Annotated in this window: 14 protein-coding genes, 1 tRNA gene and 2 rRNA genes; 14 read left to right on the top strand and 3 right to left on the bottom strand. The window is 71.8% G+C overall.

The window, feature by feature from the left end:
* The 4 genes from L7D48_RS07315 to L7D48_RS07300 all read left to right on the top strand — a co-directional run.
* Nucleotides 1-1,392, top strand: a 23S ribosomal RNA gene (locus L7D48_RS07315); the annotation flags it as partial.
* Nucleotides 1,393-1,465: 73 nt separating this feature from the next.
* Nucleotides 1,466-1,582: ribosomal RNA gene (rrf, locus tag L7D48_RS07310) — 5S ribosomal RNA — on the top strand.
* A gap of 97 nt (nucleotides 1,583-1,679) precedes the next feature.
* Entirely contained in the window at nucleotides 1,680-2,390 is a 711-nt protein-coding gene (locus L7D48_RS07305; protein ID WP_374491549.1) for a DegT/DnrJ/EryC1/StrS family aminotransferase, read from the top strand.
* Between the two features lie 106 nt (nucleotides 2,391-2,496).
* Nucleotides 2,497-2,569, top strand: a tRNA-Thr gene (locus L7D48_RS07300).
* A gap of 84 nt (nucleotides 2,570-2,653) precedes the next feature.
* Here the strand turns inward: L7D48_RS07300 and L7D48_RS07295 are convergent.
* The gene (locus tag L7D48_RS07295) at nucleotides 2,654-5,302 is read right to left on the bottom strand and encodes a SpoIIE family protein phosphatase (RefSeq protein ID WP_374491553.1); all 2,649 of its coding nucleotides are present in this window, start codon (nucleotides 5,300-5,302) and stop codon (nucleotides 2,654-2,656) included.
* Nucleotides 5,303-5,669: 367 nt separating this feature from the next.
* Here L7D48_RS07295 and L7D48_RS07290 point away from each other — a divergent pair, with 367 nt between their 5' ends.
* The 8 genes from L7D48_RS07290 (at nucleotide 5,670) to L7D48_RS07255 (ending at nucleotide 19,245) form a co-directional block, all read left to right on the top strand.
* Nucleotides 5,670-11,189, top strand: a complete 5,520-nt coding sequence (locus tag L7D48_RS07290; RefSeq protein WP_237878133.1) for a HAMP domain-containing protein — start codon at nucleotides 5,670-5,672, stop codon at nucleotides 11,187-11,189.
* A gap of 244 nt (nucleotides 11,190-11,433) precedes the next feature.
* Nucleotides 11,434-12,117, top strand: coding sequence for a two-component system response regulator (locus L7D48_RS07285; protein WP_237878135.1), 684 nt, complete (start codon nucleotides 11,434-11,436; stop codon nucleotides 12,115-12,117).
* Between the two features lie 137 nt (nucleotides 12,118-12,254).
* Nucleotides 12,255-14,981: a DNA translocase FtsK gene (locus tag L7D48_RS07280; RefSeq protein ID WP_237878132.1), complete on the top strand. Its 2,727-nt coding sequence runs from the start codon at nucleotides 12,255-12,257 to the stop codon at nucleotides 14,979-14,981.
* Nucleotides 14,982-15,168: 187 nt separating this feature from the next.
* Nucleotides 15,169-15,978, top strand: a complete 810-nt coding sequence (locus L7D48_RS07275) for a helix-turn-helix domain-containing protein (RefSeq protein WP_237878131.1) — start codon at nucleotides 15,169-15,171, stop codon at nucleotides 15,976-15,978.
* A 50-nt stretch (nucleotides 15,979-16,028) separates the two neighbouring features.
* Nucleotides 16,029-17,537 (top strand): 30S ribosomal protein S12 methylthiotransferase RimO, encoded by a 1,509-nt coding sequence (gene rimO, locus L7D48_RS07270; protein ID WP_237878130.1) that lies wholly within the window; start codon nucleotides 16,029-16,031, stop codon nucleotides 17,535-17,537.
* The gene (gene pgsA, locus L7D48_RS07265; RefSeq protein WP_237878129.1) at nucleotides 17,534-18,178 is read left to right on the top strand and encodes a CDP-diacylglycerol--glycerol-3-phosphate 3-phosphatidyltransferase; all 645 of its coding nucleotides are present in this window, start codon (nucleotides 17,534-17,536) and stop codon (nucleotides 18,176-18,178) included. The genes rimO and pgsA overlap by 4 nt, the downstream gene beginning before the upstream one ends.
* Nucleotides 18,168-18,767 (top strand): CinA family protein, encoded by a 600-nt coding sequence (locus tag L7D48_RS07260; protein WP_237878128.1) that lies wholly within the window; start codon nucleotides 18,168-18,170, stop codon nucleotides 18,765-18,767. The genes pgsA and L7D48_RS07260 overlap by 11 nt, the downstream gene beginning before the upstream one ends.
* A 94-nt stretch (nucleotides 18,768-18,861) precedes the next feature.
* Nucleotides 18,862-19,245, top strand: coding sequence for a helix-turn-helix domain-containing protein (locus L7D48_RS07255; protein WP_237878127.1), 384 nt, complete (start codon nucleotides 18,862-18,864; stop codon nucleotides 19,243-19,245).
* Nucleotides 19,246-19,405: 160 nt separating this feature from the next.
* Here the strand turns inward: L7D48_RS07255 and L7D48_RS07250 are convergent, their stop codons facing one another.
* Nucleotides 19,406-20,209, bottom strand: a complete 804-nt coding sequence (locus L7D48_RS07250; RefSeq protein ID WP_237878126.1) for an Fpg/Nei family DNA glycosylase — start codon at nucleotides 20,207-20,209, stop codon at nucleotides 19,406-19,408.
* 122 nt (nucleotides 20,210-20,331) lie between these two features.
* On the bottom strand, nucleotides 20,332-25,095 hold the full coding sequence (locus tag L7D48_RS07245) for a DEAD/DEAH box helicase (protein ID WP_374491539.1): 4,764 nt from the start codon (nucleotides 25,093-25,095) through the stop codon (nucleotides 20,332-20,334).
* A gap of 99 nt (nucleotides 25,096-25,194) precedes the next feature.
* Here L7D48_RS07245 and L7D48_RS07240 point away from each other — a divergent pair, with 99 nt between their 5' ends.
* Complete coding sequence (locus L7D48_RS07240; protein WP_237878123.1) at nucleotides 25,195-26,055, top strand: AraC family transcriptional regulator; 861 nt, start codon at nucleotides 25,195-25,197, stop codon at nucleotides 26,053-26,055.
* Between the two features lie 9 nt (nucleotides 26,056-26,064).
* Nucleotides 26,065-26,843, top strand: a 779-nt coding sequence (locus tag L7D48_RS07235) for an AzlC family ABC transporter permease (protein ID WP_374491535.1), incomplete at its 3' end; no start/stop codon positions are given.

The following is a 26,843-nucleotide window of genomic DNA, read 5'->3' as shown; positions in this document are numbered from 1 at the left end:
TGAGACCTGATGCCGAGCCGATGACGGTGAAGTGGATGATCCTATGCTGTCGAGAAAAGCCTCTAGCGAGTTGCACGGCGGCCCGTACCCCAAACCGACTCAGGTGGTCTGGTAGAGAATACCGAGGCGTTCGGGTGAACTATGGTTAAGGAACTCGGCAAAATGCCCCCGTAACTTCGGGAGAAGGGGGGCCACACCCGGTGATCCGTCTTGCACGGTGAGCTGGGGGTGGCCGCAGAGACCAGCGAGAAGCGACTGTTTACTAAAAACACAGGTCCGTGCGAAGCCGTAAGGCGAGGTATACGGACTGACGCCTGCCCGGTGCTGGAACGTTAAGGGGACCGGTTAGTGGTGCTTCGGCACCGCGAAGCTGAGAACTTAAGCGCCAGTAAACGGCGGTGGTAACTATAACCATCCTAAGGTAGCGAAATTCCTTGTCGGGTAAGTTCCGACCTGCACGAATGGCGTAACGACTTCTCGACTGTCTCAACCATAGGCCCGGTGAAATTGCACTACGAGTAAAGATGCTCGTTTCGCGCAGCAGGACGGAAAGACCCCGGGACCTTTACTACAGCTTGATATTGGTGTTCGGTTCGGCTTGTGTAGGATAGGTGGGAGCCGGTGAAGCATGCACGCCAGTGTGTGTGGAGGCGTTGTTGAAATACCACTCTGGTCGTGCTGGATGTCTAACCCGGGTCCGTGATCCGGATCGGGGACAGTGTCTGGTGGGTAGTTTAACTGGGGCGGTTGCCTCCCAAAGGGTAACGGAGGCGCCCAAAGGTTCCCTCAGCCTGGTTGGTCATCAGGTGGTGAGTGTAAGTGCACAAGGGAGCTTGACTGTGAGACTGACGGGTCGAGCAGGGACGAAAGTCGGGACTAGTGATCCGGCGGTGGCTTGTGGAAGCGCCGTCGCTCAACGGATAAAAGGTACCCCGGGGATAACAGGCTGATCTTCCCCAAGAGTCCATATCGACGGGATGGTTTGGCACCTCGATGTCGGCTCGTCGCATCCTGGGGCTGGAGTCGGTCCCAAGGGTTGGGCTGTTCGCCCATTAAAGCGGTACGCGAGCTGGGTTTAGAACGTCGTGAGACAGTTCGGTCCCTATCCGCTGTGCGCGTAGGAGTCTTGAGAAGGGCTGTCCCTAGTACGAGAGGACCGGGACGGACGAACCTCTGGTGTGCCAGTTGTCCTGCCAAGGGCATGGCTGGTTGGCTACGTTCGGGAGGGATAACCGCTGAAAGCATCTAAGCGGGAAGCCTGCTTCGAGATGAGGGCTCCCACCCCCACCGAGGGGGTAAGGCTCCCGGGAGACGACCGGGTTGATAGGCCGGAGATGGAAGCCTCGTGAGGGGTGGAGTTGACCGGTACTAATAGGCCGAGGGCTTGTGCTGTAGATGTTCGCGTCCACTGTGTGGGTTCTGAGACCACGACCCGCCTGGCCGGCGGTGGTGTGTTTCGTAGTGTTTCGGTGGTCACAGCGTGAGGGAAACGCCCGGTTACATTCCGAACCCGGAAGCTAAGCCTCTCAGCGCCGATGGTACTGCATGGGGGACCGTGTGGGAGAGTAGGACGCCGCCGAACAATTATTGGGCCGTGGTCCCCGGAGTTAATTCCGGGGACCACGGCCTTTCTGTGTTGTGTAACCGGAAGTTCACGCGATGCCGCCAGCATCTCGGGCATGGGGATGACGACGCTGAGCGGCACGCTGCGAGCCAGGCTCGAGAAGCAGGGCATAGGTATCGGGGACGAGGTGATCGTGCCCGCGTACTGCGACAGCGAGGTAGCGGCGGCTGTACGGGAGACCGGTGCACTGCCCGTGTTCGCCGACATCGAGCCCGGAAGTCTCTGCATCGATCCCGCCTCCGTCGCCGCGGTGCTGAACGAGCGGACCGCCGCAGTGGTCCCCGTACACCTCTTCGGGCACCCCGCCGACATGGTCTGTCTGCACGCGCTGGCGCAGAGCCATGGGGTGAAGGTGGTCGAGCCCGGGGAGCCGGCTGCCGTCTCCTCGGTGGAAGCCGCTCGGCGCAGGCAGCACGCCGAGTTCCTGAACGCGAGGCTGACCGGTGTGGTCGTCCCGCGCGCCGCGGCCGGAACGCGTCACACCTACGATCAGTACGTGGTGCGGGTGCCAGGGAACGGGCGGCCCGACAGAGATGTCTTCAAGCAGGCCCTGCGGGCCCGTGGGGTGCGGTGCCACGTGCCGGTGAAGACGCCTGTGCACCGCCTGCCGGGGTTCCGCGCGGATGTCAGGCTGCCCGAGACGGAGCGGGCGGTGGGAGAGTGCCTGGCGCTGCCGCTGGCGGCGTCGACGACCCGCCGCGAGCTGCAGCGGATCGTCTCGGCCTGCAACGCGCTGGGTGGCCTGCTGATGGAACCGGCCTGCTGAGCGGCGGAAGGCGAGCGAGGCGAGGGAGGAGAGGCCCGGAGGGAGCCGGACGGGCCGGGTGGTCAAAGTCGTCCCGGGATTCAGGTATGATCTATCTCGCTGGCTCGCCCCAATAGCTCAGTCGGCAGAGCGTCTCCATGGTAAGGAGAAGGTCTACGGTTCGATTCCGTATTGGGGCTCTGGAAAAGGGAGGAGGCTCCGCCGTACGGCGGAGCCTCCTCCCTTTCGTCGTTTCGGTGTGCGCTCCCACGGGGCGCACACCGTCACTCGGGGACGCGCATCGCGAGGATCGCCATGTCGTCGGAAGGGGCGTCGGCGGCGAAACGCTCCACCGCGCGCATGATGCGCGCGGCCACCGCGCCCGCCGTCAGGCCCGTGCATGTCGTGAGGACGTCGGCCAGGCCGTCGTCGCCGAGCATACGGTCGCCCTCACGGCGCTCTGTGACGCCGTCGGTGACGCACAGCAGGACATCGCCCGGATCGAGGGTGACGGTCTCCTCGTACAGCTCCAGATCCTCCATCACGCCCAGCAGCGGCTGCGGCTCCGCAGCCGGCTCGACGGTGCCGTCCTGGCGCAGGCGGAGCGGAAGAGGGTGGCCCGCGCAGACGACCTTGAGGACGGCGCCGCCCTCGGGCTGAGGCCACAGCTCGCCGTAGAGCAGGGTCAGGAACCGGCTGCGGGCGCCCTCGTCGAGGATCGCGGCGTTGAGCCGCTCCAGGACGGCCGGGCCCCCGAAGCCCTCACGGGCCAGCAGGCGCAGTGCGTGCCGGGCCAGCCCGGTGACGGCCGCGGCCTCGGGGCCGGTGCCGCAGACATCGCCGATGGCGAAGCCGTACGCACCGTCGCGGATGGGGAAGAGGTCGTAGAAGTCGCCGCCGACCTCGTTGCCCTCGCCCGCGGCACGGTAGATGACCTCGACCTCGACGCCGGGGACGTCGGGGAGCTCGGGTGGCAGCAGGCTGCGCTGGAGGGACTGGCTGATGGCCGTGCGCTCGCTGTAGAGCCGGGCGTTGTCCAGGGCGAGGGCGGCCCGGCGGGAGAGGTCCTCGGCCAGTTCCAGGATCTCCTGGCGGAAACGCTCCTCGGTCGGCTTGCCCAGAGTGATCATGCCGATGACGCGGTTGCGGGCCACCAGCGGCAGCACCACCGTCTCCCCGCCGACCGTGGCGGCGGTGGCGAGGGTGGTGCCGGCGACGTTGGAGGAGATGGAGGCGGGGAGGCGGTCGAGGGAGAGGCCGCTCTGGTCCAGGCCCAGGCTGCGCAGGGAGGTGCGCAGCGCGGCGGAGTGCGCCGCGTCGCCCGGGGCGTTCCACACCCGTGCGCCGGGGGTGGGCACCGGATCGGGCGGGGGGACCTTGGACAGCAGGGCCTTGAGGCCGTCGATGCGGTCCTCGTCCTCGTGCAGGACGTAGGAGAGCTCGGGCTCGGAGGACTGGTCCGCGATGGTGTAGACGGCGCACCAGGTGGCGAGGGTGGGGACCGTCATCTGGGCCATCAGGGCGAGTGTCTGGTCGCGGTCGAGGGTGCCGGCGAGCAGATCGGACGCCTCCACGAGGAAGGACAGCGAGCCGCGGCGCAGCCGCTCCAGCTCGGTCAGGCGCGCGGACTCCACCGCGAGCGCGATCCGGTCGGCGGCGAACTGCAGCCGCAGGGCCTCCTCGTTGGTGTAGCGGCCCGGAGCCTCGGCCGAGACGCCCAGGGAGCCGGTCAGCCGCCCCTCGACCTTCAGCGGGACGGTGACGACCGAGCGCATCCCCGTTCCCTCCAGAAGGGGGACCGCACCGGGGACCGCGGAGAGGTCCTCGTGAACCGAGGGCATCCGGGCCGAGCCGTAGCGGCCGCTGCCCGCCTCGACGGGAACGCGGGCGAAGCGCTGACGGGCGGAGGGCAGGCCGGTGGTGGCGCGGACCTCCAGCTCGGTCTCGTCGTCCGTGGCCAGCAGGAGGAAGGCGGCGTCGCCGTCGAGCATGTCGCGGGCGCGCTCGACGGTGCGCTGGAGGAGGCCGTCGAGGTCGTCCGGGGGAGGGGAGCCGATGAAGGTCTCGAAGGGGTCGGCGCCGGCCCGGTCGCGGCTCTCCGGGGCGCCGGTGGAGTCGGACGCCGTACCGCGCGCGGGGGACTGCAGCACCGCGCGCTCGTGGTCGCGCACCAGCAGGCAGACGGTGGACGGTTCGCCGTCGGCGTCGCGTACGCGCAGGTGGGAGGCGTAGACCGGGACGGTGCGGCCGTCCGAGCCGCGGATGCCGTACGAGCCCTCCCAGCGGGAGAGGGCCAGGGCCTCGGCGATCCCGGTGCCGATGCCGGGGGTGTGGGGCCAGGCGGCGAGGTCGGTCAGCGGCTTGCCGGTGATCTGCTCGGCGGTGTAGCCGAACAGCTCACGGGCGTCGTCGTTCCAGGCGGAGACCGCACCGGAGCGGTCGACCTGCAGGACGGCGACACGGACCCGGGTGTCGGTGGTGGGCAGGGCGCTGTCGGGGAGGACGGGACCGGCGCTGCGGGTGCCGACCGGGCGTTCGGGGAGCTCCAGGCGGAACCAGACGCGCTTGTCGACGGCGGTGTACTCCACGCCCCAGCGGTCGGCGAGCGAGGCACACAGCAGCAGGCCGCGGCCGCCCTCGCGGTCGGGGTCGCCGAAGTGGTGGCCCAGGTCCTGGACGGGCAGCCCGCGGTCGGGGTAGTGGTCGGCGACCTCCACGCGCACGCCCGCGTCGCCGTCGCGCAGGCACAGGACGTCGGCGGCCGTGCCGGCGTGGACGACGGCGTTGGTGACCAGCTCGCTGGTGAGGACGACGGCGTCGTCGACGATGTCGGCCAGGCCCCAGCCCTGGAGGGTGTCGCGCACGAAGGCGCGGGCACTCGCGACCGAGCGTCCGACCGGCTCGAAGGTGGCCGCTGCTCGCGCCGTGATCACTGTTCTCCCCATGGATCTGTCGTCGCCGTCCGTACGCGCGGGCGGCAGGGGGCCCCGCTGGGCGCCCACCGCCGCGGCCAGCCGCTGCCCGGCACTCGCCTCGTCCACCGCAGCGCCCCTTCGAATACCCGTCGTGACCACGTGTCCTTCGCGCCCGGCGGGCCGGAGCGGATGGACAGCCGGATGCCAGGTTACTTACGTTCGCAGTACCGGCGGGCCCCGGATGCGGGTGTTTCCCCCTTGAGGCGTTCAGTCGGTGGTGTGCGATGCTGCCGAACTGTTATCGCCTGGTTCCACCATGGTGAAACACTGGGAAGGCTCGAAGTGAATGCCCGGGCGGAACGTTCGACCCAGCGGGAGGGACACGGTGCAGTCTGGCGGAGCGGCGCGAGGCGCCAGCACGCGCACGAGAAGCGGACGGTCTCGGGCAAACGGGGTGATCGAGGTTGAGGCGGCCGCGGTCAACCGGTTGCTGACCGCCCTGGAGGCGATGCGGGACGGGAACTTCCGCAAGCGCCTCACCGTCGCCGGCGACGGCCCGATGGCCGAGATCGCCGCGGTCTTCAACGAGGTCGCCGACCGCAACCTCCATCTGACCAGTGAGCTGGCCCGGGTGCGCAGGGTGGTCGGCAAGGACGGCAAGCTGACCGAGCGGCTGGAGACCGGGGCCTGCGAGGGGGCCTGGGCGACCGCCATCGACGCGTCGAACGCGCTGGTGGACGATCTGGTGCGGCCCGTCTCCGAGGTCGGCCGGGTGCTGTCGGCGGTGGCCGAGGGCGATCTGGAGCAGCGGATGGACCTGCGGGTCCAGGGCCCGGGCGGGGCGACGCACCCGCTGCGGGGCGAGTTCCTGAAGGTGGGGCGCACCGTCAACGGGCTGGTCGACCAGCTCTCCACGTTCACCGACGAGGTGACGCGTGTCGCCAGCGAGGTGGGCACGGAGGGGAAGCTGGGCGGTCAGGCGCGGGTGCGCGGCATGTCCGGCTCCTGGAAGGACCTGACCGACTCCGTCAACACGATGGCGTCCAGGCTGACCGCCCAGGTCCGCGACATCGCGCTGGTGACCACCGCGGTCGCCAAGGGCGATCTGTCACGCAAGGTCACCGTGCACGTGGCCGGCGAGATGCTGGAGCTGAAGAACACCGTCAACACGATGGTGGACCAGCTCTCCGCCTTCCAGTCCGAGGTGACGCGCGTCGCACGCGAGGTGGGCACCGAGGGCCAGCTGGGTGGCCAGGCGCGGGTGCCGGGTGCCGGCGGTGTGTGGAAGGACCTGACCGACTCCGTCAACACGATGGCGGGCAACCTCACATCCCAGGTGCGTGAGATCGCACGGGTGACCACCGCGGTCGCCAACGGCGACCTGTCGCAGAAGGTCACGGTGAACGCGCGCGGCGAGGTGGCGCAGCTCGCCGACACCATCAACACGATGACCGAGACGCTGCGGACGTTCGCCGACGAGGTGACGCGCGCGGCCAGCGAGGTCGGCACCGAGGGTGTCCTGGGCGGTCAGGCGCAGGTGCCGGGTGCGGCGGGGACCTGGAAGGACCTCACGGACTCGGTGAACACCGCGTTCCGCAACCTCACGGCGCAGGTGCGGGACATCGCGCAGGTGACGACGGCGGTCGCCAACGGCGACCTGTCGCAGAAGGTCACGGTGGACGTCTCCGGCGAGATGCTGGAGCTGAAGAACACCGTCAACACCATGGTGGACCAGCTCTCCGCCTTCGGTTCCGAGGTCACCCGGGTCGCCCGGGAGGTCGGTGTCGAGGGCGAGCTGGGCGGTCAGGCGCAGGTGCCGGGTGCGGCGGGGACCTGGAAGGACCTCACGGACTCGGTGAACACCGCGTTCCGCAACCTCACCGGCCAGGTCCGCAACATCGCGCAGGTGACGACGGCGGTCGCCAACGGCGACCTGTCGCAGAAGGTCACGGTGGACGTCTCCGGCGAGATGCTCCAGCTGAAGAACACCGTGAACACCATGGTCGACCAGCTGTCCTCGTTCGCCGAGCAGGTGACCCGGATGGCCCGGGACGTGGGCACCGAGGGACGGCTGGGCGGTCAGGCGCGGGTCGACGGTGTCTCGGGCACCTGGAAGGACCTGACCGACTCCGTCAACTTCATGGCGGGCAACCTCACCTCCCAGGTGCGCAACATCGCCCAGGTGACGACGGCGGTGGCGCGCGGTGACCTGTCGCAGAAGATCGAGGTCGACGCGCGCGGCGAGATCCTGGAGCTGAAGAACACCATCAACACGATGGTCGACCAGCTCTCCGCCTTCGCCGACCAGGTCACCCGGGTCGCCCGCGAGGTGGGCACCGAGGGACGGCTGGGCGGTCAGGCGCAGGTGCCGGGTGTGGCCGGGGTGTGGCGCGACCTGACCGACTCGGTCAACGGCATGGCGGGCAACCTCACGGCCCAGGTGCGCAACATCGCCCAGGTCGCGACGGCGGTGGCGCGCGGTGACCTGTCGCAGAAGATCGACGTGGACGCGCGCGGCGAGATCCTGGAGCTGAAGAACACCCTCAACACGATGGTGGACCAGCTGTCGTCGTTCGCCGAGCAGGTCACGCGGGTGGCGCGCGAGGTGGGCACCGAGGGCATCCTCGGCGGCCAGGCCGAGGTGGAGGGGGTCTCCGGCACCTGGAAGGACCTCACCCAGTCCGTCAACGGCATGGCGAACAACCTCACATCGCAGGTGCGCAACATCGCCGAGGTCACCACCGCGGTCGCGCGGGGCGACCTGTCCAAGAAGATCACCGTCGACGCCAAGGGGGAGATCCTCGCCCTGGTGACGACCGTGAACACGATGGTGGACCAGCTGTCGTCGTTCGCCGAGCAGGTCACGCGGGTGGCGCGCGAGGTGGGCACCGAGGGCATCCTCGGCGGCCAGGCCCATGTGCCGGGCGTCACCGGCATCTGGAAGGACCTGAGCGAGAACGTCAACCTGATGGCGTCCAACCTGACGGGTCAGGTGCGCAACATCTCGCAGGTCGCCACCGCGGTCGCCAACGGCGACCTGACCAAGAAGGTCACCGTGGAGGCCAGCGGCGAGGTCGCCCAGCTCGCCGACACCGTCAACACCATGGTGACGACCCTGTCGTCGTTCGCCGACGAGGTCACGCGGGTGGCGCGCGAGGTGGGCACCGACGGAAGCCTGGGCGGCCAGGCGCGGGTGCCCGGGGTGTCGGGCACCTGGAAGGACCTGACGGAGTCCGTGAACTCCATGGCCTCCAACCTCACCGGCCAGGTGCGCAATATCGCGATGGTCACCACCGCGATCGCCAAGGGCGATCTCACCAAGAAGATCGACATCGACGCGCGCGGGGAGATCCTGGAGCTGAAGACCACCATCAACACGATGGTCGACCAGCTGTCCTCGTTCGCCGAGCAGGTCACCCGGGTGGCCCGTGAGGTGGGCACCGAGGGGCAGCTGGGCGGTCAGGCGCGGGTGGACGGTGTCTCGGGCACCTGGAAGGACCTCACCGAGTCGGTGAACGAGATGGCGGGCAACCTGACCCGCCAGGTGCGCGCCATCGCGGCGGTCGCCGCCGCGGTGACCCGCGGCGACCACAACGTGAAGATCGACGTGGACGCCGCCGGCGAGATCCTGGCGCTCCAGGACAACGTCAACACCATGATCGCCACACTGCGCGAGACCACGCTCGCCAACCAGGAGCAGGACTGGCTCAAGGGCAACCTCGCCCGTATCTCCGGTCTGATGCAGGGCCGCCGCGACCTGGAGGACGTGGCACGGCTGATCATGAGCGAGCTGACCCCGGTGGTCTCCGCCCAGCACGGCGCCTTCTTCGTCGCGGCCCCGACCGGCGGCGGCCCGGAGCTCGGAGTGGGGGCGAGCGAGGACGGCTCGTACGAGCTGCGGATGATCGGCACCTACGGCTACTCCCCGGGCACCATGCCCACCACCTTCCTGCCCGGCGAGTCCCTGGTGGGCATCGCGGCCGACGAGAAGCGCACGATCCTCGTCGAGCACGCGCCGCCCGGCTACCTGAAGATCGCCTCCGGGCTCGGCGAGGCGCCGCCCGCCCAGGTGATCGTGCTGCCGCTGCTCTTCGAGGGAAGGGTGCTCGGCGTCATCGAACTGGCCACCTTCCAGCCCTTCACCCAGATCCAGAAGGACTTCCTGAGCCAGATCGCCGAGATGATCGCCACGAGCGTCAACACCATCAGCGTCAACACCAAGACCGAGGTGCTCCTGCGGCAGTCGCAGGAGCTGGCCGAGCAGCTCCAGGAGCGGTCGGTGGAGCTGGAGAGCAGGCAGCGCGCCCTGCAGGCCTCGAACGAGGAGCTGGAGGAGAAGGCCGAGCTGCTGGCCAAGACCAACCGCGACATCGAGATCAAGAACTCCGAGATCGAGGACGCCCGGCAGGTCCTGGAGGAGCGTGCCGAGCAGCTGGCGGTCTCGATGCGCTACAAGTCCGAGTTCCTGGCGAACATGTCGCACGAGCTGCGCACCCCGCTCAACTCGCTGCTGATCCTCGCCAAGCTGCTGGCCGACAACGCCGAGGGGAACCTCTCGCCCAAGCAGGTGGAGTTCGCCGAGACGATCCACGGCGCCGGTTCCGACCTGCTCCAGCTGATCAACGACATCCTGGACCTGTCCAAGGTCGAGGCCGGCAAGATGGACGTCAGCCCGACCCGTATCGCGCTGGTGCAGCTCGTGGACTACGTGGAGGCGACCTTCCGGCCGCTCACCGCGGAGAAGGGGCTCGACTTCTCCGTGCGGGTCTCGCCGGAGCTGCCCCCCACCCTCCACACCGACGAGCAGCGCCTGCTGCAGGTGCTGCGCAACCTGTTGTCGAACGCGGTGAAGTTCACCGACAGCGGTGCGGTGGAGCTGGTGATCCGGTCGGCCGGGTCGGACGTGCCGGAGTCGATCCGGGAGCAGATGCTGGAGCACGGCTCCCTGCGCGACGCCGACTCCGATCTGATCGCCTTCTCGGTGACCGACACCGGCATCGGGATCGCGCAGAGCAAGATGCGTGTGATCTTCGAGGCCTTCAAGCAGGCGGACGGCACGACCAGCCGCAAGTACGGCGGCACCGGGCTGGGGCTGTCCATCAGCCGGGAGATCGCGCGGCTGCTCGGCGGCGAGATCCACGCGGTCAGCGAGCCGGGCCGCGGATCGACGTTCACCCTCTACCTGCCCCTGACGACCAGCGACCTGCCGCCCCAGGGCCATCCGCAGCCGGGTGAGGGCTCCGCGGAGGCCGCGCACACGGCCGGGGGCGGGCCGGGCGGCGGGGCCGCGACCCCTTCCGCCGGGTCCGGCGCGTCCGCCGCGCACGGTGACGGGGAGGAGCCGGTCCGGGAGGGGGGCGGAGCTCTGGACGTACCCGCCGCCGAGCGCGCCGCGGCGGCTCTCGCGTCCCGCCGCCGCCAGCTGCCCCCCATGCCGCGGAAGCGGTCCGTACCGCAGGAGGCGGAGAGCGGCGCGGAGATGTGGCGGGACACCGTCCAGAGGGCGCAGGAGCGCCCGCGGGGCGCCTTCGACGGCGAGAAGGTGCTCATCGTCGACGACGACATCCGCAACGTCTTCGCGCTCACCAGCGTGCTGGAGCAGAACGGCCTGCAGGTGCTCTACGCCGAGAACGGGCGCGAGGGCATCGAGGTGCTGGAGCAGCACGACGACGTGGCGGTCGTCCTGATGGACATCATGATGCCGGAGATGGACGGTTACGCCACGACCGCGGCGATCCGGCGGATGCCGCAGTTCGCCGGGCTGCCGATCATCGCGCTGACGGCGAAGGCGATGAAGGGCGACCGGGAGAAGAGCATCGAGTCCGGGGCGTCCGACTACGTCACCAAGCCGGTGGACACCGATCACCTGCTGTCCGTCATGACGCGGTGGATGCGCGGGGAGTGATGTGCGATGGTTCCGTGGTCGGCGGCGTGTCGATGAAGTGCGACGCATTAGGTGTGGAAATGCTGCAATCGGGGAACCTTCGGGTCTCTCACAGCGTTTCAGGTACGTGCACAGTGACATCTCGGTGACAGGGTGTGGTGGGCCGCGAGGTGGGGCTACCATGACCGGCACAGGAACGGGCGGCGCAAAGGAGTCGTTGCCGGTGGCAGCGTCCAGAGCGCTGCCGGGGCGAGGAGGACGGGCCATGGTGCAGAAGGCCAAGATCCTCCTGGTCGATGACCGACCGGAGAATCTGCTGGCGCTGGAGGCCATCCTCTCCGCGCTGGACCAGACGCTGGTGCGGGCATCGTCAGGGGAGGAGGCGCTCAAGGCGCTGCTCACGGACGACTTCGCGGTCATCCTGCTGGACGTGCAGATGCCGGGCATGGACGGTTTCGAGACCGCCGCCCACATCAAGCGGCGGGAGCGTACCCGGGACATCCCGATCATCTTCCTCACGGCCATCAACCACGGTCCGCACCACACCTTCCGCGGTTACGCGGCCGGCGCGGTGGACTACATCTCCAAGCCGTTCGACCCGTGGGTGCTGCGTGCGAAGGTGTCGGTCTTCGTCGACCTGTACATGAAGAACGTTCAGCTGCGTGAGCAGGCCGCCCTGCTGCGGCTGCAACTGGACGGCCGGCACTCCGGCGAGGACGGCGACAAGGCGGCGGAGCCCTCGGGCCTGCTGGCCGAACTCTCCGCGCGGCTGGCGGCGGTGGAGGAGCAGGCCGAGGCGCTGTCCAAGCACCTGGACGAATCCCCGGACACCGCGGCCGTCGCCACGGCCGCCCACCTGGAGCGCAAGCTCACCGGTCTGCGGCGGGCGCTGGACGCACTGGAGCCGGGCAACGACGGCCGGTCGGCCTCGCTTCCGTCGCAGAACTGACCCGCCGCCAGACGGACGGGCGCTTCCGACAGGGCGTCACATGGTCGGATCCGGCGTGCCGCGGGCCGGGCGCCCCCTTCCCGCCGACCGCACGGGCGTCCGTGTCTTGAGGGGCTCTCGCGGGTAATCTCGGCACCATGGCCTCACGTACGTCCGGCAAGGCTGCCAAGAAGGCGCCCGCCAAGAAGGCTCCCGCCAGGAAGGCCCCGGCACCGAGGCCTGCCGCGCCCCGGAAGGCGGCGGCCGGAAAGGCGGCGAGGAAGACGGCGGCGAAGGCTCCGCCCAGACCCGCGCCGTCTCCCACCAACGCGATCTTCCGGCTGGTCAGGGCCGTCTGGCTCGGCGTCGCGCACACCGTCGGGGCGCTGCTGCGCGGCATAGGCCGCGGGGCCAGGGGACTGGATCCGGCGCACCGCAAGGACGGGGTGGCGCTGCTGCTGCTGGGCATCGCCCTGGTGATCGCGGCCGGCACCTGGTCCAACCTGCAGGGGCCGGTGGGCGAACTGGTCGAGATGCTGGTGACCGGGGCCTTCGGCCGTATGGACCTGGTGGCGCCGGTGCTGCTGGGCGCCGTCGCGGTGCGGCTGATGCGGCACCCGGAGAAGCCGGAGGCCAACGGACGCATCGTCATCGGGCTGTCCGCCCTGGCCGTCGGTGTACTGGGGCTGGTGCACATCGCCTGCGGTTCGCCGGGGCGGGGCGAGGGCCACGAGGCGGTACGGGACGCGGGCGGCATGATCGGCTGGGCGGTCTCCCAGCCGCTGGTGCTCACCGTCAGCGCGGCCCTGGCCGTACCGCTGCTGCTGCTGGTGACCGTCTTCGGGCTGCTCGTCGTCACCGCCACCCCCGTCAACGCCGTTCCCCAGCGGCTGCGCCAGCTGGGCATGCGACTGGGGCTGGTGGCGGAGGACGCCGGTCCCGGCGGCGGGCCGGGGGGCTACGGCGACCGCGACGCGTACGGCGATGAGGAACCCCGGCCGCGGCGGGCGAGGCTGCGCAAGGACGGTGACGACGCTTTCCAGGCCGAGAAGGAGGCGCTGGACGGCCGGCGCCGCACCCGCCGGGCCCCCGGGGCCCCGCGTACCCCGGACGGCTCTCCCGGCGCGGTGGACGTGGCCGCCGCCGCGGCGGCCCAGCTGGAGGACGCCGTCCTGCACGGCGTACAGCCCTCGCCGCTGGTCGCGGACCTCACCAGCTCGGTCCGCGACCAGCGGGACGGCCGGGGCGGGCGGCGCAGCGCGGGTCAGGGACAGGAGCAGGGGGACGCGGAGCGGAGGAGCACGGAGGAGAAGGGGCGGACCGCCTCCGTGCCGGACCTGACCAAGGCACCGGCCGAGCCGCCCGCCGACACCCTGCCGCCGCGCGCCGAGCAGCTGCGGCTCGCCGGGGATGTCACCTACGCGCTGCCCTCGCTCGACCTGCTGGAGCGCGGTGGGCCGGGCCGTACCCGCAGCGCGGCCAACGACGCGGTCGTGGAGTCGCTGACGACCGTCTTCTCCGAGTTCAAGGTGGACGCCGTCGTCACCGGCTTCACCCGGGGCCCGACGGTCACGCGTTACGAGGTGGAGCTCGGCCCCGCGGTGAAGGTCGAGAAGATCACCGCACTGGCCAAGAACATCGCCTACGCCGTCGCCAGCCCTGACGTGCGGATCATCAGCCCGATCCCGGGCAAGTCGGCGGTCGGCATCGAGATCCCCAACACCGACCGCGAGATGGTCAACCTCGGCGACGTGCTCCGGCTGGCGGAGGCCGCCGGCGACGACCATCCGCTGCTGGTCGGGCTCGGCAAGGACGTCGAGGGCGGCTACGTCACGGCCAATCTGGCGAAGATGCCGCACATCCTGGTGGCGGGTGCGACCGGCTCCGGAAAGTCCTCGTGCATCAACTGCCTGATCACCTCGGTGATGATCCGGTCCACCCCGGAGGACGTCCGGATGGTGCTGGTGGACCCCAAGCGGGTGGAGCTGACCGCCTACGAGGGCATCCCGCACCTGATCACCCCGATCATCACCAACCCCAAGAAGGCCGCCGAGGCGCTGCAGTGGGTCGTGCGCGAGATGGACCTGCGCTACGACGACCTGGCCGCCTACGGCTTCCGCCACATCGACGACTTCAACGCCGCGGTGCGCGCGGGGAAGGTGAAGGCGGCCGAGGGCAGCGAGCGGGAACTCGCCCCCTATCCGTACCTGCTGGTCATCGTGGACGAGCTGGCCGACCTGATGATGGTGGCGCCGCGCGACGTGGAGGACGCGATCGTGCGGATCACCCAGCTCGCGCGGGCGGCGGGCATCCATCTGGTGCTGGCCACCCAGCGCCCCTCCGTCGATGTCGTCACCGGTCTGATCAAGGCGAACGTGCCCTCGCGCCTGGCCTTCGCCACCTCCTCGCTCGCCGACAGCCGGGTCATCCTCGACCAGGCGGGCGCCGAGAAGCTGATCGGCAAGGGCGACGGGCTGTTCCTGCCGATGGGGGCGGGCAAGCCCACCCGTATGCAGGGCGCCTTCGTGACGGAGGAGGAGGTCGCGGCCGTCGTGGCGCACTGCAAGAAGCAGATGGCCCCGGTCTTCCGCGACGACGTCACGGTCGGGCAGAGCAGGAAGAAGGAGATCGACGAGGAGATCGGCGACGATCTGGACCTGCTGTGCCAGGCGGCCGAACTGGTGGTCAACACGCAGTTCGGATCCACCTCGATGCTCCAGCGCAAGCTGCGTGTGGGGTTCGCCAAGGCGGGCAGGCTGATGGACCTGATGGAGTCGCGCGGGGTGGTCGGCCCCAGCGAGGGTTCCAAGGCGCGGGATGTTCTGGTCAAACCCGACGACCTGGATGACGTACTCGCGTCGATCCGCGGGGAAACTCACTCGTAGGGATGAGCTGGGCAACCCTTTTCCCTGGCAAGACGTCAACGTGGAGGAGGGTGCGGTCGGTGTTCACCAACGGGCGGAACGGCCATCCCTATGGCGGACAGGCTCCCTCCGCCCGCTTGCCCCACCCTTCCGTACCCCCTCTAGACTGAACATCCAGCAGGTGGCTACACGCTCGAAAGGCGCCCCCGTGTCCATCGGCAACTCTCCCCCAGAAGACCGGCCTTCGGTCGGTCAGGCGATCCAGAAAGCCCGTATCGACGCGCGACTGACGGTGGACGAGGTCAGTGCGACCACCCGTGTGCGCGTCCCGATCGTGCACGCCATCGAACAGGACGACTTCTCCCGGTGCGGAGGCGACGTCTACGCCCGCGGCCATGTCCGCACCCTCGCCAAGGCCGTCGGTCTCGATCCGGACGAGCTGGTGGCGCAGTACGACGCCGAGCACGGCGGCCGTCCGGCGCCCACTCCCGCGGCCGCCCTCTTCGAGGCCGAACGCATCCGGCCCGAGCCGAGCCGTCCGAACTGGACCGCCGCCATGGTCGCCGCGATCGTGGCCGTGGTCGGCTTCGTCGGCTTCACCCTCTTCAGCGGCGGCGACGAGTCGGCGCGCACCCCGGTGGCCCAGGACGGTCCGTCACAGGATCCCGCCGGCGAGCCGGACCCGGCCAAGCCCGCCGATCCCGAGCCCGATCCGGAACCGTCCGTCTCCGAGAGCGCCATCGCCGCCGCGCCCGCCGACAAGGTGACGATCAAGCTGGTCGCCGAGGACGGCAAGAGCTGGTTCTCCGCCGAGGCTCACAACGGGCGGCTGCTGGAGGAGGGTGTCCTGCAGGACGGCGACTCCAGGACCTTCACCGACGACAAGCGGATCGACCTGGTGCTCGGCAACGCCGGCGCGGTCACCCTCTTCGTCAACGGCAAGGAGGTCGACAAGGTCGGCGAGGTCGGCCAGGTGCAGCGCGTCAGCTACACCAAGGGAGACCCGGAACAGGGGTGACACAACCCTGGCGGCGGGCGGGCCGGGTGGGACGAAGTAGTCTTGAGCCCATGCCCGAACGCCGTACCGTCGCCCTCGTCACCCTTGGATGCGCCCGCAACGAGGTGGACTCGGAGGAGCTCGCAGGCCGTCTGGCGGCGGACGGCTGGGAGCTCGTCGAGGAAGCCGCCGACGCCGACGTCGCCGTCGTCAACACCTGCGGCTTCGTCGAGGCCGCCAAGAAGGACTCCGTAGACGCCCTGCTGGAGGCCAACGACCTCAAGGACCACGGCCGTACCCAGGCCGTGGTCGCCGTCGGCTGCATGGCCGAGCGCTACGGCAAGGAACTGGCCGAGGCGCTGCCGGAGGCCGACGGGGTGCTCGGCTTCGACGACTACACCGACATCTCCGACCGCCTCCGGACCATCCTCTCCGGCGGCACCCACGTCCCCCACGTCCCCAGGGACCGCCGCAAGCTCCTGCCCGTCAGCCCGGCGCAGCGGCAGGGCGCCGCCGTCGCGCTGCCCGGCCACGGGGACGCCGCAGCGGCCGCCTCGGCCCCCGCCGACCTGCCCGACGGGGTGGCCCCGGCCTCGGGCCCGCGGGCGCCGCTGCGCAGGCGGCTGGACAGCAGCCCGGTCGCCTCGGTGAAACTGGCCTCCGGCTGCGACCGCCGGTGCTCGTTCTGCGCCATCCCCTCCTTCCGCGGGGCCTTCGTCTCCCGGCGCCCCTCGGACGTGCTCGGCGAGACCCGCTGGCTGGCGGAGCAGGGGGTGAAGGAGATCATGCTGGTCTCCGAGAACAACACCTCCTACGGCAAGGACCTCGGCGACATCCGCCTGCTGGAGACGCTGCTGCCGGAGCTGGCCGCGGTGGACGGCATCGAGCGGATCCGGGTGAGCTATCTGCAGCCCGCCGAGATGCGGCCCGGACTGATCGACGTCCTGACCGGGACGGAGAAGGTCGCCCCCTACTTCGACCTCTCCTTCCAGCACTCCGCCCCGGGCGTGCTGCGCGCCATGCGGCGCTTCGGCGACACCGACCGCTTCCTCGAACTGCTGGACACCATCCGTGCCAGGGCGCCGCAGGCGGGCGTCCGCTCCAACTTCATCGTCGGCTTCCCCGGCGAGAGCGAGGCGGACCTCGCGGAACTGGAGCGTTTTCTCGTCGCGGCCAGGCTGGATGCGATCGGAGTCTTCGGGTACTCGGACGAGGAGGGTACCGAAGCGGCGACCTACGAGCACAAGACCGACCCCGAGACGGTGGCCGAGCGGCTGGACCACGTCTCGCGGCTCGCCGAGGAGCTGACCGCGCAGCGCGCGGAGGAGCGCGTCGGCGAGACCGTACGGGTACTGGTCGAGTCGGTGGACGGCGAGGACGGCCCGGTCGGGCGCGGGGCACACCAGGCCCCCGAGACCGACGGGCAGACGCTCCTGGCCGGCCTCGCCGGCTCCTCGCAGCTCTCCGTGGGACAGATGGTCGAAGCGAAGGTGGTGGCGACCGAGGGTGTGGATCTCGTTGCCGAGCCGCCCCCGGACGTCGTCTGGGGGTGCTCCGAGAGTGAGGAGGCGGGGGCATGACGGACATCCCGGCCTCAGCAGCGGGTGGTGGAGCCATGGCGCAGCGGAAGGCCACCGCGGTCCGCGCGGTGAGCCTGTGGAACATCGCGAACATCCTCACCATGGTGAGGCTGCTCCTGGTGCCGGCATTCGTGTTCCTGATGCTCGCCGACGGAGGGCACGACCCCGCCTGGCGCTCCTTCGCCTGGGCGGCCTTCTCCATCGCGATGATCACCGACCTCTTCGACGGCGAGCTGGCGCGGCGGTACGACCTGGTCACCGACTTCGGCAAGATCGCCGACCCGATCGCGGACAAGGCGATCATGGGCGCGGCGCTGATCTGCCTGTCGGCGCTCTCCGACCTGCCCTGGTGGGTCACGGGGGTGATCCTCTTCAGGGAGATCGGCATCACCCTGATGCGCTTCTGGGTGATCCGGCACGGCGTCATCCCGGCCAGCCGGGGCGGGAAGATGAAGACGCTCACCCAGGGCGTCGCCGTGGGCATGTACATCCTGGTCCTGACCGGGCCGCTCGCCACGCTGCGCTGGTGGGTGATGGCCGCGGCCGTGGTGCTGACGGTCGGCACCGGGCTGGACTACGTACGGCAGGCACTGGTCCTGCGGCGGGCCGGTCTGGCGGGGGAGCGCGCCGATGAGCGGTGAGCGGGAGGCAGAGCCCGGACCCGGCCCCGACGGCGCCGCCGACGAGACCAGGCAGATCACCGCGCAGGCGCTGAAGCTGCTGGCGGACCGCGGCCAGACCGTCGCCGCGGCCGAGTCGCTGACCGGAGGGCTCGTCGCGGCCGAGCTGACCGCCGCCCCCGGCGCCTCGGCGACCGTGCGCGGCTCGGTGACCGCCTACGCCACCGAGGTCAAGCACGAGGTCCTCGGTGTGGACGGGGAGTTGCTGCGGGAGCGGGGCGCGGTCGACGCGGAGGTGGCCCGGCAGATGGCGGCCGGGGTCAGACGCGTGCTGGGCACGGACTGGGGCGTGGCGACCACCGGGGTGGCCGGCCCCGAGCCGCAGGACGGCAAGCCGGTGGGCCTGGTCCACGTGGCGGTCGCCGGACCGGAGGGGACCGGTGGGGGCGCCCGTCCCGTGGCGCTGCGACTGGACCTGGACGGCGACCGCGCGGAGATCCGTGACGGAAGCGTACGAGCCGTCATCCAGCTGCTTCTGAACGAACTCATGGAAAATGCGCCGACAAAGGATACGGAACACAGTGGGGGGAATGGATGTTTGCAGCCCTGAGTGAACACAGCATCGCTCCCCGCACGGCCGCGGCCCGAGGCGGTACGGTGGGGCAAGAAGGATCCGGGTCAGCGGTCCTAGGAGGGAGCCACCGATGATTCTGCTCCGTCGCCTGCTGGGTGACGTGCTGCGTCGGCAGCGCCAGCGCCAGGGCCGTACCCTGCGCGAAGTCTCCTCGTCCGCCCGGGTGTCGCTCGGCTACCTCTCCGAGGTCGAGCGGGGGCAGAAGGAGGCCTCCTCCGAACTGCTCGCCTCGATCTGCGAGGCGCTGGACGTGCGGATGTCCGAGCTGATGCGGGAGGTCAGCGACGAGCTGGCGCTCGCGGAGCTGGCGCAGTCCGCGGCGAGCGACACGGTCCCCGCGCCGATGCGCCGTCCCGTTCTCAACCCGGTGACCGTGACGTCCGTCACGGAGCGGTCGGGGGAGCGGGTGACCATCAAGGCGCCGGCGGAGGCCGTGGACGTCGTCGCCGCCTGAGCCGTGCGGTAACGGGCGTACTCTGCAAGGGAGCCACAACGGGCCCGGCCCGGACACGGCAGACGTGTCCGGGCCGGGCCCGTTGCGTCGCAGGACAGAGCCGCGGCGCTGTGCGTCGCCGGACCGGCTGTCCGGGCGCCTTTCCCGGCGGAGCCGCCCTTCAGGCAGACGGGGGAGGGGGTCCCGTCTGACAGCCGGGACACCAGTACGCCACGCGCTGGGCGGTGGAGGGTCCGGGCACCCGGACGCGGACGGTCGTACCGCAGCGCGGGCACGGTTTGCCCGCACGGCCGTACACCCACAGGTTCCGGCCTGCGCGCACGTCGCCGGTGGTGACGCGGAGCGTGCGGTCCTTGTTGACCTCCAGCAGCTTCTTCGCCAGGGCCGTCAGGCGTTCGGGGGAGGGGACGTCACCGACCGGCAGCCAGGGTGTCACCCTGACCAGGAAGCAGAGTTCCGCCGCGTAGACGTTGCCGATCCCGGCCAGATTGCGCTGGTCCAGCAGCGCCTCGGCGACGGGGCGGGCGGGATCCGCCAGCAGGCGGCCCAAGGCCTTCGCCCCGTCCCAGTCGGGGCCCAGAAGGTCGGGGCCCAGATGGCCGACGGCCCTGTCCTCGCCGGTGGTGCGCAGCAGCTCCAGGACGGGGAGGCGGTATCCCACGGCCGAATGGGCTTCGGTGGCGAGGACGGCGCGGATCTGGTGGCCCGGGCCGCCGCTCCACCGCCGGCCCGGATCGTAGACGCGCCAGGCGCCGTCCATCCGCAGGTGGGAATGGAGGGTCAGGCCTCCCTCGAAGCGGGTGAGCAGGTGCTTGCCGCGCGCGACGGTCTCCAGCACCTCGCGCCCGGTGAGGTCGACGGTGGCGAGCCCGGGCACACGCAGGTCGCAGCGGACGAGGGGCGCTCCGGACAGCGCCCGGTGCAGTTGCCGGGCGGTGCGCCAGACGGTGTCTCCCTCGGGCACCGGGCCGTCCTTCCCTGTCCGTCGCTTTCGGCCTCCGCTTTCCCCGACCGCTTCCCGCCCTCGCCGTCCCCAAGCGTCCCGCGGCTTTTCGTGCCGGCCGTCGGCTGCCGGTCGTCAGGCCGTCACGCGCGCAGCCGCAGCCCGCGCGGGGTGGCGTGGAAGCCCGCGGCCTCCAGGGCGGAGCCGACGGGGGAGGTCAGGGCCGGAGAGCCGTTGACGCGCTCCACGGTGAGGGTGCCCAGCATTCCGCGGCGCGCGGCCCCGGCCAGGGCCTCGACGGCGGCGGTCAGCGACGGCCCCCCGGCCCGCCAGGCCAGCAGCGTCCTGCCGCCGCGCTCGAGGTAGAGGACGAGCTCGCCGTCGACCAGCACCACCAAGGAGCCGGCCTTGCGGCCCGGCTTGTGCGGCGCGGCCGTCCTGCCCCGGCCCGGTCCGCCGTCCTCCGCGGGGACCGCCGACGGCGGATCGGGCCAGGGGAGGGCGGCGCCGTAGGCGTTGGCGGGGTCGGCGGCGGCGAGTACGGAGGTGCGCGGGCGGGAGCCCTCGGGCTTCTCCCGGGCCGTGCTGATCGCGCGGAGCCGGTCCACCGCTCCGTCCACGGCGAACTGGGCGGCGCCCAGACCCTCCACCACGTAGCCGCGGCGTGCCCGGCCGCTCTCCTCGAAGACCGACAGCACGCGGTAGGCGGCCGAGAAGCCGCCCTCGACCCCCTCGGCGGCGACCGCGCCCCGGGTGACCACACCGTGCCGGTCCAGCAGGGTGCGGGCCAGCGCATGGGCCCGGTGGGTGGGATCACTCTCCCGGTCGGGCAGCAGCGACCATCGGCCGGCCACCGTCGGAGGGCCGCCGCGGGAGGCGGTGGGACGGCGGGGCGCACCGGCCGGCGTGGTGGGCGACAGGGAGGAGAGGGAGCCGTACCGGCCACGGGGGGTGCTCCGCCTGGCGCGGTGCGCCGTGGCCCCCGCGGTGCGGCCGGAGCCGAGCAGGGCGCGCAGCGGGGCCAGGGTGTCGCCCGTGAGCCGCCCGGACCAGGCCAGGTCCCACACGGCCTCGGCCAGCTCGGTGTCGGACGCCTCGTGTCCGTCGGCGCGCACCCGGTCGGCGATCTGCCGGAAGAACAGGCCGTAGCCGCCCGAGAGAGCCTCCAGGACCGCCCGGTGGAGCGGGGTGGGCTCCAGCGGGAGGGCGTCGGGGAGGAGTAGCGGGGCGGCGTCGGCCAGGTGGAGGCGGATCCAGCCGTCCTTGCCCGGCAGCGCGCCCGCGCCCGCCCAGAGGACCTCGCCGGCGGCGGTCAGCTCGTCCAGCATCGCCGGGTGGTAGTCGGCCACCCGGGAGGGCAGGACCAGCCTCTCCAGGGCGGAGGCGGGCACGGGGGCGCCCTGGAGCTGTTCGACGGCGCGCAGCAGTCCGTCGATCCCGCGCAGCCCTCCGGCCCCGGTCCCCAGATGCTGCCACTGGGGCAGGAAGGCTGCGAGCGAGGCGGGCGGCACCGGCTCCAGCTCCTGGCGCAGTGCGGCCAGGGAGCGGCGGCGCAGCCGCCGCAGCACACCTGTGTCGCACCACTCCTGCTCGACCCCCGAAGGATGGAACTCGCCCCGGACCACCCGACCGGCCGCCGCCAGCCGGTGCAGCGCGCCGTCGGCGACCGCGGTGCCCAGACCGAACCGCCCGGCGGCCCGCGCGGTGGTGAACGGGCCGTGGGTGCGGGCGTACCGGGCCAGCAGGTCGCCCAGCGGGTCGGCCACGGGCTCGGTGAAGGCCTCGGGCACGCCGACGGGCAGCGCCGCGCCCAGCGCGTCGCGCAGCCGCCCGGCGTCCTCGATCGCCGCCCAGTGCTCCCGGCCCGCGACACGGACGCGGATGGCGCGGCGGGCGTGCTCCAGCTCCCGCGCCCACCGCGGCTCGGCGCCCCGCTCGGCCAGCTCCTCCTCGGTGAGCGGGCCCAGCAGGCGCAGTACGTCGGCGACGCCCTCGGCGTCCTTGACCCGGGGAACCCCGCCGGCCTCGCCGTCGGAGCCCTCGCCGGGCAGCCACTGCAGCTCGCGCTCCAGCTCGGCCAGCACCTCCAGGTCGAGCAGCTCGCGCAGCTCGGCCCGGCCCAGCAGCTCGGCCAGCAGCCGGGAGTCCAGCGACAGCGCGGCGGCACGGCGCTCGGCGAGCGGGGAGTCGCCCTCGTACAGGTACTGGGCGACGTATCCGAACAGCAGGGAGCGGGCGAACGGGGACGGCTCGGGTGTGGTGACCTCCACCAGGCGCACCCGGCGCGACTCGACATCGCCCATCAGCTCGGCCAGTCCGGGTACGTCGAAGACGTCCTGGAGACACTCGCGCACCGCCTCCAGGACGATCGGGAACGACCCGAACTCGCTCGCCACCTGCAATAGTTGGGCGGCCCGCTGGCGCTGCTGCCACAGCGGGGTGCGCCGGCCGGGGTCGCGGCGGGGCAGCAGCAGGGCGCGGGCGGCGCACTCGCGGAAGCGGGAGGCGAACAGGGCCGACCCGCCGACCTGGTCGGTGACGGTCCGCTCCACCTCGTCCCGGTCGAACAGGACGTCGGCGGCGCCGACCGGGGGCTGGTCGGGGTCGTGGTCCGGGGTGTTCGCGGGGCCCGGGGCCGGAGCCGCGCCGAAGTCCGTGCCGAACTCCTCGCCCAGGTCGAAGCCCATCAGGTCCGCGTCGGGCAGCCGCAGCACGATGCCGTCGTCGGCATGCATCACCTGCGCGTCCATGCCGAACCGCTCCTCCAGCCGCGCTCCCAGCGCCAGCGCCCAGGGCGCGTGCACCTGGGCGCCGAAGGGGGAGTGGATCACGACCCGCCAGTCGCCCAGCTCGTCGCGGAAGCGCTCCACGACGATCGTGCGGTCGTCGGGGACGTGCCCGCAGGCCTGCCGCTGCTCGTCCAGGTAGGCCAGGACGTTGTCCACGGCCCACTCGTCCAGCCCGGCCGCCGCCAGCCGCTCCCGGGCCGCTTCCGGGGCCAGTCCGCCGATCTCGCGCAGGAACGCTCCCAGCGCGCGGCCCAGCTCCAGCGGGCGGCCGAGTTGGTCGCCCTTCCAGAAAGGGAGCCGCCCGGGGACGCCGGGGGCGGGAGTGACCAGGACGCGGTCGCGGGTGATGTCCTCGATGCGCCAGCTGGTCGTGCCCAGGGTGAACACATCGCCCACCCGCGACTCGTAGACCATCTCCTCGTCCAGCTCCCCGACGCGACCGCCGCCCTTCTTCGGGTCGGAGCCGGCGAGGAAGACGCCGAACAGCCCGCGGTCGGGGATCGTCCCGCCGGAGGTGACCGCCAGCCGCTGTGCCCCGGGGCGCCCGGCGACGGTGTGGGCGACGCGGTCCCACACCAGGCGGGGGCGCAGCTCGGCGAAGGCGTCGGACGGGTAGCGCCCGGCGAGCATGTCCAGCACGGCGGTGTACGCCGACTCCGGCAGTGAGGCGAAGGGCGCGGCGCGCCGCACGACCGCGAGCAGCTCGTCGACGTCCCAGGTGTCCACGGCGGCCATGGCGACGATCTGCTGCGCCAGTACGTCCAGCGGGTTGGAGGGGATGCGCAGGGCCTCGATGGCGCCTTCGCGCATCCGCTCGGTGACCACCGCGGACTGCACCAGATCGCCGCGGTACTTGGGGAAGACCACTCCGGCCGAGACCGCGCCCACCTGGTGCCCGGCACGGCCCACCCGCTGCAGCCCGGAGGCGACCGAGGGCGGGGACTCCACCTGGACCACCAGGTCCACCGCGCCCATGTCGATGCCCAGCTCCAGGCTGGAGGTGGCCACCACCGCCGGAAGGCGGCCCGCCTTCAGGTCCTCCTCGACCTGGGAGCGCTGCTCCTTGGAGACCGAGCCGTGGTGGGCGCGGGCCAGTACCGGCGGAGCGCCCCCCGAGGCTCCCGACCCTCCCATCAGTTCGGCGGGCGAGTGGCCCTCGGGGACGGGCTCGCCGGTGGCCCGCTCGTAGGCGATCTCGTTGAGCCGGTTGCACAGCCGCTCGGCCAGGCGCCGGGAGTTGGCGAAGACGATGGTGGAGCGGTGGGCCTGGACGAGGTCGGCGATCCGCTCCTCCACCGACGGCCAGATGGAGGGCCGGTCCCCCTGGCCACCGGGCCCCTCGCCGCCCGCGTCCCGCACCGGTGAGCCGCCCAGCTCGCCCATGTCCGGCACGGGCACCACGACCGACAGGTCGAACTCCTTGCCCGAGGGCGGCTGCACCACGTGCGCGCCGCGCCGGGGCGAGAGGAAACGCGCCACCTCGTCCACCGGCCGTACCGTCGCCGACAGCCCGATGCGGCGGGCCGGGCGGTCCAGCAGCTCGTCCAGGCGCTCCAGGGAGAGCGCCAGATGGGCGCCGCGCTTCGTCCCGGCCACGGCGTGGACCTCGTCCAGGATCACCGTCTCCACTGCGCGCAGGGCCTCGCGGGCGGCGGAGGTGAGCATCAGGAACAGCGACTCGGGGGTGGTGATCAGAATGTCCGGCGGACGCCGGACCAGCGCGCGGCGCTCGGCGGCCGGGGTGTCGCCGGAGCGGACCCCGACGCGGATGTCCGGCTCGGGAAGCCCGAGCCGCACCGACTCCTGGCGGATGCCCGTCAGCGGGCTGCGCAGATTGCGCTCGACGTCCACCGCCAGGGCCTTCAGCGGTGAGACGTACAGCACACGGCAGCGGCGGACCGGATCGGCGGGAGGCGGCGTGGCGGCCAGCCGGTCCAGGGATGCGAGGAAGGCGGCCAGCGTCTTCCCGGAGCCGGTCGGCGCGACGACCAGGACGTCGCGTTCCTCGGCGATCGCCCGCCAGGCGCCCTCCTGGGCGGCGGTGGGGGCCTGGAACGCCCCCGCGAACCACGAGCGGGTCGCGGGGGAGAAGGCGTCGAGAGCCGGTGACCGGTCCATGGCCTCCATCGTGCACCCCCTCACTGACATCCCCGCGACATCCCCGGGCCGGCGGTCCCGGCGCCGGCCCCGGCGGGGGCTTCGCGCGGGCCCCGCACAATGGAAGGCATGGGCACGGAGGAGTGGGCACGGCACTGGCGGTACGACCGGCTGCCGGATATGGACCTGTTGCGCGCCCGCTACATAAGGCACACCTTTCCCCAGCACGCCCACGACGGCTACGTCCTCGCCGCCGTCACCGGCGGCGTCGAGGAGATCGGGCTGCCGCAGGGCGTGGAGCGGGCCGGCGCGGGGTCCGTCGTCATGATCAACCCGGAAGTGGCGCACACCGCGCGCGCCGGGGTTCCGGAGGGCTGGGCGTACGCCACGCTCTACCCCTCCTCCCGCACGGTCGCGGCCATCGCCGCGGAGACGACGGCCATCCGGGGCGCCGCGGGCTTCGCCGAGCCCGTCGTGCACGATCCGGAGGCCGCGCGCCTGATCACCGAGGTGCACCGGGCCGCGGAGCAGGGCAACGCCCTGGCCGCCGACACCCTGCTGCGGTTGGTCGTCACCCGGCTGCTGCGCCGCAACGGCGCCGCGCTTCCCGCGCGTACGGTCCGCACGGCGGGTGCGTGGAAGGCGGCACGCGCCCGCGAGATCCTCCTGGAGCGGATGACGGACCCGCCTACCTTGGAGGCGCTCGCCGCGGAACTGGGGACGAGCCCGTTCTCGCTGCTGCGGGCCTTCCGCGAGCGGTACGGCATGCCGCCGCACGCCTGGCTGACCAGTGCTCGGGTCCGTCGTGCCCGCCGGCTGCTGGAGGAAGGGGTGCCGCCCGCCGAGGCCGCCGTCGCCGCCGGCTTCACCGACCAGCCGCATCTGGGACGGCACTTCCGCCGGATCGTCGGCGTGCCGCCGGGCGCCTACCAGCGCGAACGCGCAAGAACGTACAAGACCGGGCGGGAGGGCCGCGCCTAGCATCGCGCCGTGCCCGAGAGGAACCAGACCATCCAGAGCGCCCTTCCCGCCGGGGTCCGCCCGGCCGGGGAGGGGGCGCCCCCCGCCACACCGCCTGCCGCCGACCGAGGTGGGGACGACAGGACCGTGGTCCGCGACGCCCTCGGCGTCGGCGTCGCCGTGGGCCTGTCCGGATTCGCCTTCGGGGTCACCTCCGCCGGAGCCGGGCTGAGCCTCGCGCAGACCTGCGCGCTCAGCCTGCTGGTCTTCACCGGCGCCTCGCAGTTCGCCCTGGTCGGAGCGCTCGCCGCGGGCGGCAGCCCGCTCGCCGCCGCGGCCGGCGCCTTCTTCCTCGGCACCCGCAACGCCTTCTACGGACTGCGGCTGTCCTCGCTGCTGCGACTGCCGCGCGCGGTGCGGCCGGCGGCCGCACACCTGGTCATCGACGAGACCTCCCTGGTCGCCCTGGCCCAGCGGGACCGGCGCGCGGCGCGGATCGGGTTCGCCGTCACCGGCATCACCCTCTACCTGCTGTGGAACCTCACCACGCTGCTCGGCGCGCTGGGTGCCGCGGCGCTCGGCGACACCGCCGCCTGGGGGCTGGACGCGGCGGGTCCGGCCGTCTTCCTGGCACTGCTGGCGCCCATGCTGCGCACGGCCGCCGAGCGTGCCACGGCCGGGCTCGCGGTGCTGCTGGGGCTGGGCCTCCTGCCGGTTCTCCCGGCCGGGGTCCCGGTGCTGGTGGCGGCGCTCGCCGCGCCGCTGGTGCTGCTGGCGCGGGGGCTGCGGGCCAAGGGGCCGGACAGGGG

The sequence above is a fragment of the Streptomyces sp. ICN903 genome, assembly GCF_022015835.1.
In the GTDB taxonomy this organism is placed as follows: Bacteria; Actinomycetota; Actinomycetes; order Streptomycetales; family Streptomycetaceae; genus Streptomyces; species Streptomyces fenghuangensis.
The sequence above is the reverse complement of the archived record's forward strand: the minus strand, read 5'-3'. Positions and strand labels throughout refer to the sequence as shown.

Bases quoted from the DNA above. Each gene is read 5' to 3' on its own strand.
- L7D48_RS07305 (WP_374491549.1), top strand. From the start codon at position 1,680: ATGGGGATGACGACGCTGAGCGGCACGCTGCGAGCCAGGCTCGAGAAG.
- L7D48_RS07285 (WP_237878135.1), top strand. From the start codon at position 11,434: ATGGTGCAGAAGGCCAAGATCCTCCTGGTCGATGACCGACCGGAGAAT.
- L7D48_RS07280 (WP_237878132.1), top strand. From the start codon at position 12,255: ATGGCCTCACGTACGTCCGGCAAGGCTGCCAAGAAGGCGCCCGCCAAG.
- rimO (WP_237878130.1), top strand. From the start codon at position 16,029: ATGCCCGAACGCCGTACCGTCGCCCTCGTCACCCTTGGATGCGCCCGC.
- pgsA (WP_237878129.1), top strand. From the start codon at position 17,534: ATGACGGACATCCCGGCCTCAGCAGCGGGTGGTGGAGCCATGGCGCAG.
- L7D48_RS07260 (WP_237878128.1), top strand. From the start codon at position 18,168: ATGAGCGGTGAGCGGGAGGCAGAGCCCGGACCCGGCCCCGACGGCGCC.
- L7D48_RS07255 (WP_237878127.1), top strand. From the start codon at position 18,862: ATGATTCTGCTCCGTCGCCTGCTGGGTGACGTGCTGCGTCGGCAGCGC.
- L7D48_RS07245 (WP_374491539.1), bottom strand. From the start codon at position 25,095: ATGGACCGGTCACCGGCTCTCGACGCCTTCTCCCCCGCGACCCGCTCG.
- L7D48_RS07240 (WP_237878123.1), top strand. From the start codon at position 25,195: ATGGAAGGCATGGGCACGGAGGAGTGGGCACGGCACTGGCGGTACGAC.